This is a genomic window from Azorhizobium doebereinerae UFLA1-100, from assembly GCF_000473085.1.
Classification (GTDB): domain Bacteria; phylum Pseudomonadota; class Alphaproteobacteria; order Rhizobiales; family Xanthobacteraceae; genus Azorhizobium; species Azorhizobium doebereinerae.
The window spans coordinates 1-9,296 of sequence record NZ_AXBA01000064.1 but is presented as its reverse complement, the minus strand read 5'-3'; the positions used below and the strand labels follow the sequence as shown (position 1 = coordinate 9,296).

The 9,296-nt window shown below is 65.6% G+C and carries 9 protein-coding genes; 5 read left to right on the top strand and 4 right to left on the bottom strand.

Features of this window, described 5'->3' with window-relative positions:
* Window positions 1–119 precede the first annotated feature (119 nt).
* A complete protein-coding gene (locus tag YU1_RS0124930; protein ID WP_029006382.1) occupies window positions 120–434 on the top strand; it encodes a DUF736 domain-containing protein in 315 nt (104 codons plus the stop codon).
* 38 nt (window positions 435–472) lie between these two features.
* Here YU1_RS0124930 and YU1_RS0124925 read toward each other — a convergent pair whose 3' ends face one another.
* The 4 genes from YU1_RS0124925 to traC form a co-directional block, all read right to left on the bottom strand.
* Window positions 473–754: a WGR domain-containing protein gene (locus YU1_RS0124925; RefSeq protein WP_029006381.1), complete on the bottom strand. Its 282-nt coding sequence runs from the start codon at window positions 752–754 to the stop codon at window positions 473–475.
* Between the two features lie 110 nt (window positions 755–864).
* Window positions 865–2,748, bottom strand: a complete 1,884-nt coding sequence (traG, locus tag YU1_RS0124920) for a Ti-type conjugative transfer system protein TraG (protein ID WP_035716698.1) — start codon at window positions 2,746–2,748, stop codon at window positions 865–867.
* Window positions 2,738–2,953 carry a type IV conjugative transfer system coupling protein TraD gene (gene traD, locus YU1_RS0124915; protein ID WP_029006379.1) on the bottom strand — a complete coding sequence of 72 codons (216 nt, stop codon included), beginning with the start codon at window positions 2,951–2,953 and terminating at the stop codon, window positions 2,738–2,740. Before traD ends, traG begins: the two co-directional genes overlap by 11 nt.
* 4 nt (window positions 2,954–2,957) lie before the next feature.
* The gene (gene traC / locus YU1_RS0124910) at window positions 2,958–3,254 is read right to left on the bottom strand and encodes a conjugal transfer protein TraC (protein WP_029006378.1); all 297 of its coding nucleotides are present in this window, start codon (window positions 3,252–3,254) and stop codon (window positions 2,958–2,960) included.
* Between the two features lie 255 nt (window positions 3,255–3,509).
* Between traC and traA the strand changes: the two genes are divergently transcribed.
* From traA to YU1_RS34860, 4 genes are all read left to right on the top strand, one after another.
* On the top strand, window positions 3,510–6,818 hold the full coding sequence (traA, locus tag YU1_RS0124905; RefSeq protein WP_029006377.1) for a Ti-type conjugative transfer relaxase TraA: 3,309 nt from the start codon (window positions 3,510–3,512) through the stop codon (window positions 6,816–6,818).
* A 74-nt stretch (window positions 6,819–6,892) separates the two neighbouring features.
* On the top strand, window positions 6,893–7,399 hold the full coding sequence (gene traF, locus YU1_RS0124900; protein ID WP_029006376.1) for a conjugative transfer signal peptidase TraF: 507 nt from the start codon (window positions 6,893–6,895) through the stop codon (window positions 7,397–7,399).
* On the top strand, window positions 7,320–8,555 hold the full coding sequence (locus YU1_RS0124895; protein WP_084540120.1) for a conjugal transfer protein TraB: 1,236 nt from the start codon (window positions 7,320–7,322) through the stop codon (window positions 8,553–8,555). Before traF ends, YU1_RS0124895 begins: the two co-directional genes overlap by 80 nt.
* Before the next feature lie 17 nt (window positions 8,556–8,572).
* On the top strand, window positions 8,573–8,899 hold the full coding sequence (locus tag YU1_RS34860) for a lysozyme family protein (protein ID WP_342447016.1): 327 nt from the start codon (window positions 8,573–8,575) through the stop codon (window positions 8,897–8,899).
* Window positions 8,900–9,296 lie beyond the last annotated feature (397 nt).

The following is a 9,296-nucleotide window of genomic DNA, read 5'->3' as shown; positions in this document are numbered from 1 at the left end:
TCGGATGTCGGCGACGGGCACCCCGGTGGGTACGGTCCGATCGTCTTCGGTCTTGTCGACAGCCATTGAGGCCGCGGAGGGCGCGGCCCGAGACTTTGGAAAAGGATGAGCACCATGGCATGGCGACCATCGGCACCTTCACCTCCGCCTCGAACGGCTTCACCGGCTCGATCAGGACTCTCACCCTCAACGTCAAGGCCCGCTTCGAGCGGATCGAGACCCCCTTCGACAAGGGTCCGCACTTCCACATCTTCGCCGGCGGGTCGGTTGAGCTGGGCGCGGCGTGGCAGAAGCACTCCGAGCAAAGCGGCCGCGACTACCTATCGGTCAAGCTGGACGATCCGAGCTTCCCGGCTCCGATCTACGCCACCCTGGTCGATGTCGAAGGCGAGGACGGCCTCTCGCTGATCTGGTCCCGACCGAACCGAGATTGACCCAGAACTGGCCCCGCCGACGAGGTGGGGCCAACTTCTTACCTCTCAGGAGCTGAGTTGTTGGACGAGATCGGTTTTCCCTTCGGCCGATAACCGCGATTGCGCTTCTGCCGCTGCAGGTCGAGGAAGAGCTGCACGGCTTCGTCCTCCCGGTCGAAGGAATGCTGCATCATCTGCCCATGTGCGCCGATGCGCCCCCAGCGTCGGATGAGGCAGGCCTGTCCGAACAGCGTCCGCTCGATCGACATGGCGTAGAACCGGGCCATGTTCCTGGGGGCATCCCGGCGTTCGATATAGAGGTGGTAGGGCTGGGCGAGCAAGGGACTAGAATCGCGCTCCGACGAATCCGCGTCCAACGACTTTGCTGAATCGTTCCGGCGCCATCGATTCATTTCCGTGAAGGTTTGTGTGGCCCGACATAGCGCGGGGCTCAGTCTTTCTCCGGCTGGAACCTGTTCGCCTTCACGCAGCCCTTCATGTCTTCGCGCCGGAACCAGATCGCGCGGCCGCAGCGCAGCGGCGCGTTGCCGGCGGTGAAGACAATCTGCTCGTCGGCGCGCATGCGCAGCACCTCGTGTGGCTGGATCAGCGGCCGAGACCCGAGCTGCTTTGAGCGCGTGCGCGAGGATCCGGAGGATTGTGACGAGCGGCTGACCTGATCGATCTCGACCGTGGTCGCGCCGCAGCGCTTCGAGATGTAGTCGGCGGTCTCGGGATCGTTGACGGCGGCGAAGCTGATCCAGCTCGCCGATTCGAACCATTTGCTCGCGGCGTCCTGACCGCCCCAGGTCTCGCGCATCTGGCCGATCGACTGGAACAGCAGGATGAGGGTGATGCCGTATTTGCGGCCGGCGTCGCGGGCGGTCTCGAGGATCCGCATGAAGCCGAGCCGCGCCACCTCGTCGAGCAGGAACAACGCCCTCCCCGTCATCTCGCCGTTCCGATGGTAGATCGCGTTCATGAACGCGCCGATGATGACGCGGGCGAGGCCCGCATGGGTCTCCAGCGTCTTCAGGTCGAGATTGATGAAGACGTCCGTCTTGCCGCCGGCGAGGTCATCGGTGACGAAGGAATGGCCCGACACGAGCGCGGCATAGTTCGGGTAGCTCAGCCAGTGGGTTTCCTTGACGGCGTTGGCATAGACGCCCGAGAACGTCTCCGGCGTCATGTTGACGAATACGGCGACGTTCTCCCTTACGAACTGCGATTGCGAGCCATCATAGATCTCCTGCAAACGCGACCTCAGCTTCGGCTCCGGCTCGGACAGATTGGCGCGCACCTGGCGCAGGGTCTGGTCCGCCTCGCTCGTATGCCCCGACAGGCAGACATCGGCGATGAGCGCGGTGAGGAGTTGCAAGGCCGAGGCGCGGAAGAAGTCGTCGCGCACGCCGCGGGCCCCGCCACTGTCGCTCATGATCCATGAGGCGACCGCCGCGATGTCCTCTTCCTTCGTGCCGCCGAAGCGGCCGATCCAGTCGAGCGCGTTGAAGCCCGCCGCCGACTCCTTCGGATCGAGCACATGGACGGTGCGCCCGGCCGCGCGGCGATGGTCGATCACCATCGGCGCGACCTCGTTCGAGGGATCGAGCACGATGAGCGCGCCGCCCCATTTGAGCGCGGTCGGGATCGTCACCGAGGTGGTCTTGTAGCCGCCGGAACCGGCGAAGACGATGCCGTGGGAGGAGCCGAAGGAAGCGTCGAAGCAGAGCAGCGGCGAGCGGCCGCCCGCTCCCCAGCTCTGCTGATCCGTCGCACGAAACGCCGCTGTTGCCGCACTGTCCCGGTCGACACGGAAACGCTCGCCGATGACGACGCCGCCGGAATCGGGAAAGAGCTTGCCGGCCTCGGCCATCGTCATCCAGTTGGCATCGCCATGCAGGGCGCGCTTGCCATGCACGCGCTTCGGCACCGACGCGGCGAAGGCGGCGTTGCCTTTCACGGCAACGCGCAGGGCGAAGCATCCGACGATCAGAGCAGCGCTTCCGCCGACCATGTAGGCTGGGTCGAACTGCGCGAACGCTGGCGACTGCGATGTCGCGCGCAGCACGGCGATGGTGATCGCCATCGCGCATCCCGCCATGACGCCCCATCCGGCCGTGCGGATACGGGTGGCGCCAGCGGCGGCGAAGAGGAAGATCACGCCGACCGAAGCGGCGGCGAAGAAGGGCAGCGCGAGCCCGGCGCGGGCGAACAGCACCCGTTGCGGCTCGATCTTGCCGAAGGCAGCAAGGCTTTGTTCATAGCCGGACATGCCGATCAGCGTTCCGATCATCAAGGCCATCGGCGCGAGGCCAAGCAGGAGTCTATTCGCCATTATTGCCGAAGGCCTTCGCGCCGAGCGCGGCGAGGCGCATACGCTCGGCATCGTCGGCTTTCAGCCGCTGGCCGAGTTCGATCAGCGCGCCGAGCAAAACGGCGCGCTTCTCGTAGCGAAGCCCGGCCTTGGCGATCAGGCCACCGAGTTCGATCTTCTCGCGCGTGTCCTTCTTGCGGGCCTCTGAGGATGACATTTGGTGCATGCGCTCACCCCTCGCCAGAGTAGCCCGCAGGCGCGCCAGTCTCGACCTTCGCGGCATTGCCGCTGTCCCGACTGCCGATCTCGGCCCCCTTCTTGCCGGTCGCTCTTCCGCTCTGCCCCCGAAACCGCCCGGCGATCTCCTCGAACGCGGCCTGTAGTTCGCCTTCGTCGATCTCGATCTCGCCCAGGCCCGCCTTGAGCGCCACGCGCCCGATCCGCTCGGCCTCGCGCGTTTCGGCGAGCTTGAGCTGAGCCTGGAGCTGGACGATTTCCTCGCGGATCTTCGACGATGGCTTCTTCATTTCCGGCTGGCCCTCCTGTTGCGCCTGGCGCGGATCGCATCGGGCAAGGCTCTTCCGGATGCCCTGTGATCGAAAGGTGCAGATTTGCACGTCGGCGCAGCCGACACTTTGGCTGAATGATCCCGACCATTCTGAAGGAATGGTCCAAGGGCGCAGTAATACGTCGCATTCGCGACGCCCTGCTTCAGCCCGGCCGGTGGCCGCCACTCCCGACGAGCACGCCTGCTTTGCCGCCTTCCCGGAGCCCGCCCCATCTTGGCCATTACCCATTTCACGCCCCAGCTCATCTCGCGCGGCGCTGGCCGCAGCGCCGTGCTGTCGGCTGCGTACCGTCATTGCACCCGAATGGAGCACCAGGCCGAGGGGCGGACCGTCGACTATTCCGCCAAGCAAGGCCTCCGGCATGAGGAGTTGTTGCTGCCGGCCGATGCGCCGGAATGGGCGCGAGCGTTGATAGCCGACCGCGCGGTCGCAGGGGCCGCGGAATCGTTCTGGAATGCGGTCGAGGCTTTCGAGAAACGCTCCGATGCCCAGCTCGCCAAGGAATTCATCATCGCGTTGCCGGTTGAGCTCTCAGCCGACCAGAACATCGCCCTGGTGCGGGAGTTCGTGGAAACGCAGGTGCTCACCCGCGGGCAGGTCGCGGACTGGGTGTTCCACGACGAGCCGGGCAATCCGCACATTCACCTGATGACGACGTTGCGGCCGCTGACCGAGGGCGGATTCGGGCCGAAGAAGGTCCCGGTCATCGGCGAGGATGGCCAACCGCTCCGCAACGACGCGGGCAAGATCGTTTATCGACTTTGGTCGGGCGAAAAGGCTGAGTTTCTTGAGCAGCGCGAGGGCTGGCTTGATCTCCAGAATAGGCATCTGGCGCTCGCCGGTCTCGATATTCGCGTCGACGGGCGCGCCTACGCCGAGCGCGGTATCGAGCTCGTGCCCACGACGCATGTCGGCGTAGCGGCGAAGGCGATCGACCGGAAGGAAGGGGCGGCGGGGTGGTCGCCCAGGCTGGAGCGCGTTGCGCTCCATGAGGAGAGAAGGGCGGAGAACCGCGAGCGTATCCTGCGCCGGCCGGAGCTCGTGCTCGACCTCGTCACGCGCGAGATGAGCGTCTTCACCGAGCGCGACATCGGCAAGGCACTGCATCGCTATGTCGACGATGCCGACACCTTCCAGCATCTCCTTGCGCGGATCATGCAGGATCCCGAAGTGCTCCGTCTGGAAGGCGAGCGCATCGGCTTCGCGAGTGGTGTCCGCGAGCCCGCCAAGTACACGACGCGCGAGCTGATCCGGCTCGAAGCCGGGATGGCCCATCGCGCGATCTGGCTCGCCGCGCGGTCCTCGCACGGTGTTCGCGAGACGGTGCTCGAGGCGGTGTTTCAGCGTCATGCCCGGCTCTCGGAGGAGCAGCGCGTGGCGATAGCCCATGTCGCCGGTGACGGACGGCTGGCCGCGATCGTCGGGCGCGCCGGCGCCGGCAAGACCACGATGATGAAGGCCGCGCGCGAGGTCTGGGAGACGGCCGGGTATCGCGTGGTCGGTGCCGCGCTTGCCGGCAAGGCGGCCGAGGGATTGGAGAAGGAGGCCGGTATTGCCTCGCGCACGCTCGCCTCATGGGAGCTCGCCTGGTCGAAGGGCCGTGACCAGATCGACGACAGATGCGTCTTCGTGCTCGATGAGGCCGGCATGGTCTCATCCCGGCAGATGGCGCTGTTCGTCGAGACAGTGGTGAAAGCCGGCGCTAAGCTGGTGCTCGTCGGCGATCCCGATCAGCTCCAGCCGATCGAGGCGGGTGCCGCGTTCCGTGCCATCGTTGAGCGTGCCGGTTATGCCGAACTGGAAACCATCTATCGCCAGCGCGAACAATGGATGCGTGATGCCTCGCTCGATCTGGCGCGCGGCAATGTCGCCGCGGCGCTGAAGAGCTATGAGGCGAACGGCAAGCTCCAGCCGCGCACATTCAAGGCCGAGGCCATCGCGACGCTGATCGAGGACTGGAACCGCGATTATGATCCGGCGAAGTCGACGCTAATCCTCGCTCATCTCCGTCGTGACGTGCGCGCGCTCAACGACATGGCGCGGGACAAGCTGATCGAGCGCGGCCTCGTCGAGGAAGGCCATGCCTTCCGCACCGTGGACGGCCCCCGCCGTTTCGCGGCCGGCGACCAGATCGTCTTCTTGAAGAACGACGCGGCGCTTGGGGTGAAGAATGGCATGATCGCCCATGTCGTCGAGGCGCGGCCGGGCTGGTTCAAAGCCATGGTCTGCGAGGGCGAACACCGTCGCCATGTCGACGTCGACCAGCGCTTCTACGCCCATGTCGACCACGGCTATGCGACCACCATTCACAAGTCGCAAGGGTCGACCGTCGACCGGGTCAAGGTGCTCGCCACCCTCTCGCTCGACCGGCACCTCTCCTATGTGGCGTTGACCCGCCATCGCGAGGATGTCGGCCTCTATTACGGGGCGCGCTCCTTCCGGAAGGCCGGTAGCCTGACGAAGATCCTGTCGCAACATCGGGGCAAGGAAACCACGCTCGACTACGATCGCGCAGGCTCCTATCGCGCCGCTCTGCGCTTCGCCGATGCGCGCGGGCTTCATCTCGTGCGCGTCGCCCGCACGCTTGTCGCCGACCATCTGCGCTGGACGGTTCGACAGAAGCAAAAGCTTGCCGATCTCGGCGCGCGGCTCGTCGCGCTGGGTTTGAGGCTCGGCCGCGGCGCGTCCGCCGCACCAGCTGCAACCAACATTGCAACGGAGGCCAAGCCTATGGTCGCGGGCATCACCACATTCGCCAGATCGATCGACCAGGCGGTCGAGAACAGGCTCGTCGCCGATCCCGCCCTATCGAGGCAATGGGAGGAGGTCTCGACCCGCTTCCGCTTCGTCTTCGCCGAGCCGGAGGCCGCGTTCCGCAAGGTCGACGTCGACGGCATGATCAGGAACGCCGACACGGCCAGATCCACCCTGTCGAGGATCGCTACGAGGCCTGAGAGCTTCGGTGCACTCAAGGGCAAGACCGGCCTTCTCGCCAGCCGAGCCGACCGAGAGGATCGCGAACGCGCGGCGCTCAACGTGCCGGCGCTCGCTCGTGACCTCGAGCGCTATCTGCGCGCGCGCGCCGAGGCCGAGGATAAGCACGAGACCGAGGAACGCGCGGCACGCGTGAAGGCCGCCGTCGACATCCCGGCATTGTCGCCGGCAGCGAAGAATGTGCTCGAGCGTGTGCGTGACGCGATCGACCGAAACGACGTTCCCGCCGCGCTGGCCTTCTCCCTCGAGGACAAGATGGTCAAGGCCGAGCTCGAAGGGTTCGCTCGGGCCGTCTCCGAGCGCTTCGGCGAGCGCTCCATGCTTGCGAACGGCGCGAAGACGCCGGACGGCCCAGCCTTCGAGAAGCTCGCGGCTGGCATGAACGCCACCCAACGCGACGAACTGAAATCGGCCTGGCCGACAATGCGCACGGCGCAGCAACTCGCCGCCCAGCAGCGCACCGCCGAAAGACTGAAGCAGGTCGAGGCGATGCGTCAGGGACAGCGACAGGGGCTGTCGCTCAAATGACAGTCGGTGCGCGTGCGGATATCGGAAAGGCAGCTGGAAGGAGGAGCGGCGAAACGCGGCGGCGTGCACTCACGATGCTCGTCGGCGGCGTGGTCGTGATGGCGGTGATCGCTGTTCTGGGCGGGCTCGGCGGATTGCGCATCAACCTGACGCCGAGCGAGCCGCTCGGGCTGTGGCGCCTCGTGCCGCTCGATCGTCCCGTGGGGATCGGCGATCTCGTTTTCGTCTGTCCGCCACCGGGGTCGATCGCGGTGTTCGGCCTTAAGCGCGGGTACTTCCGCTGGGGCTTATGCCCAAGCGGCGCAGCGCCCCTCATCAAGACCGTCGCGGCGCTTGCTGGCGGCCGCATCGAGGTCGGCACCGGCATCGTGATCGGTGGTGCCGCCCTGCCCCGCTCCCAACTGATCGCTCGCGACGGCGCCGGCCGTCCGCTCATCCCCTGGACTGGCGGCATGGTTCCGGGCGGTCAGATTTTCGTTCATTCTCCCCTCGCAGGTTCCTATGATTCCCGTTACTTCGGGCCGATCCCCGACGCCGGCCTTCTCGGTCTGGCGCGGCCGATCTTCACCGTCTATCCCTGATTGCTGGCGCCCTGCCCAGCTTGTCGCCGGGGCCGTCGCCATCGGCTGGATCGGATGGTCCGGGCATGTCATGACGTTGCCGCTCGCCATGCTGTTCCCGGCGCTTTGGGCGTGGGCGCCGAACCGGGTCACAGCGGCGGCGGTGTCGATGGGGTATTTCCTGGCAGCTTCGCGGGGCCTGCCGCAGGGCGTTTCTGCCTTCTACGCGGCCGATATCTGGCCCGGACTTGCGCTATGGATCGGCGCGTCGTGCCTATTTGCCGGGGTGCACGCTGCGCTGTGGTTGAGACAACCGGGATGGACGCGCGCGCTGCGTTATCTGGTGGCTGCTGTCCTGATGGCGTTTCCGCCGTTTGGGATCACGGGGTGGGCGCATCCCGTGACGGCTGCCGGCGTCCTCTTCCCCGGCTGGGGCTGGTGGGGGCTCACGGCTGCCGTCGCGATGTTGCTTGTCATGACGACGCGCGCCTGGCCGGTCATGATGATTGTCCTCGCTGGGTTATGGCTATGGTCGGCGACGAACCCTACGAAACCGACGCCGTCCGCAGGATGGAGGGGCGTTGATCTCTCTCTCGGTCGGGGTCTCGGCCGCGAGCGATCGCTTGCCTATCAAAACATGCTCATGGCCTTGGTGCGTGAGCGGGCCGCAAGCGGTGCCCGCGTTGTGATCTTGCCGGAAAGTACGCTCGGGTTCTGGACCCAGACCCTCGAAGGTCTCTGGATCAAAGCGCTGCGTGACTCGAACGTCACACTCCTCGCCGGCGCCGCGGTGCTCGAACGGCATGGCTACGACAACGTGATGGTGGCGATTTCTGGCCGTAGGGCGAATGTCCTCTACCGCGAGCGAATGCCGGTACCCGTGTCCATGTGGCAGCCTTGGACGACGTGGACCGCAGCGGGTGGCGGCGCCCGCGCCCACTTCTTTGCGAACCCCGTAGTGGAGCTCGCTGGCACTCGGATCGCGCCGGTCATCTGCTACGAACAGCTCATCGCCTGGCCGATCCTTCAGTCGATGTGGTTCGGCGCGGAGACAGTCGTCGCGGTCGGAAATGGCTGGTGGACCCACGGCTCCTCGATCGTCGACATCCAGAAGGCCAGCATAACTGCCTGGGCCCAGCTATTCGCCCTCCCACTGGTGATGTCGTTCAACACCTGAAGTAAGGAGAGACGGGAATGGTGGATGCCGCCCTTGTCCAGCGATGTGCCGACCCCAACCTGAAACCCGCGATCGTCGAGAAGTTCATCGACCAAGCGGGAACGCCTGATCCCCTGGCCGTCACGGTTCGTGCCGGCAATCGGGTCGTATTGGTGCCGAAACCGGCCTCGCACGAGCAGGCGCTGGAACTGATCCGCCAGCATGTCGGACGTCATGTCGTACGCGTCGGCGTTCCCCAGTATCCGGTGGGCCATGGCGTACAAGACGCTGCCGAGCTCAAAGCCGATCTGCTGGATCCTTGCGCGACCATCCGCGTGGGCAGCGCGCTGTTCGGCAAGGTCTAAAAATCGTGACCAGATGGTACGGGCGAGAGACGGACGAAGCATTTGAGGATGCGGTGCTATAGTGGGAAGCAGGATATTTCGAAGGTGACCTCGTGTTTCCACCTGCGCGTCAGGAGCCTCATGGCTCGATGTCGTCTCCGCCACCGGAAATCGTTGCAGCGGAGCCAGATGGCAAGGGCGCCTCCTTGGGAGATCCGAATAGCGCCAACATCTGAATCGATCTGTCCGGCATCGGGGTGAAGCCATTGGACCGCGGGGAGTAGAAGATCGTTTCGCAATCCGGGCGGTCGGCGGAAAAAAACGATCGTGTCCCCGGACGTGGTGTAGGTCGAGGTAGAGGTGGTCACCGGTGATGTTCGGTTAGGGTCTGGTTGCTGACACCAACGCCAGACCGAAA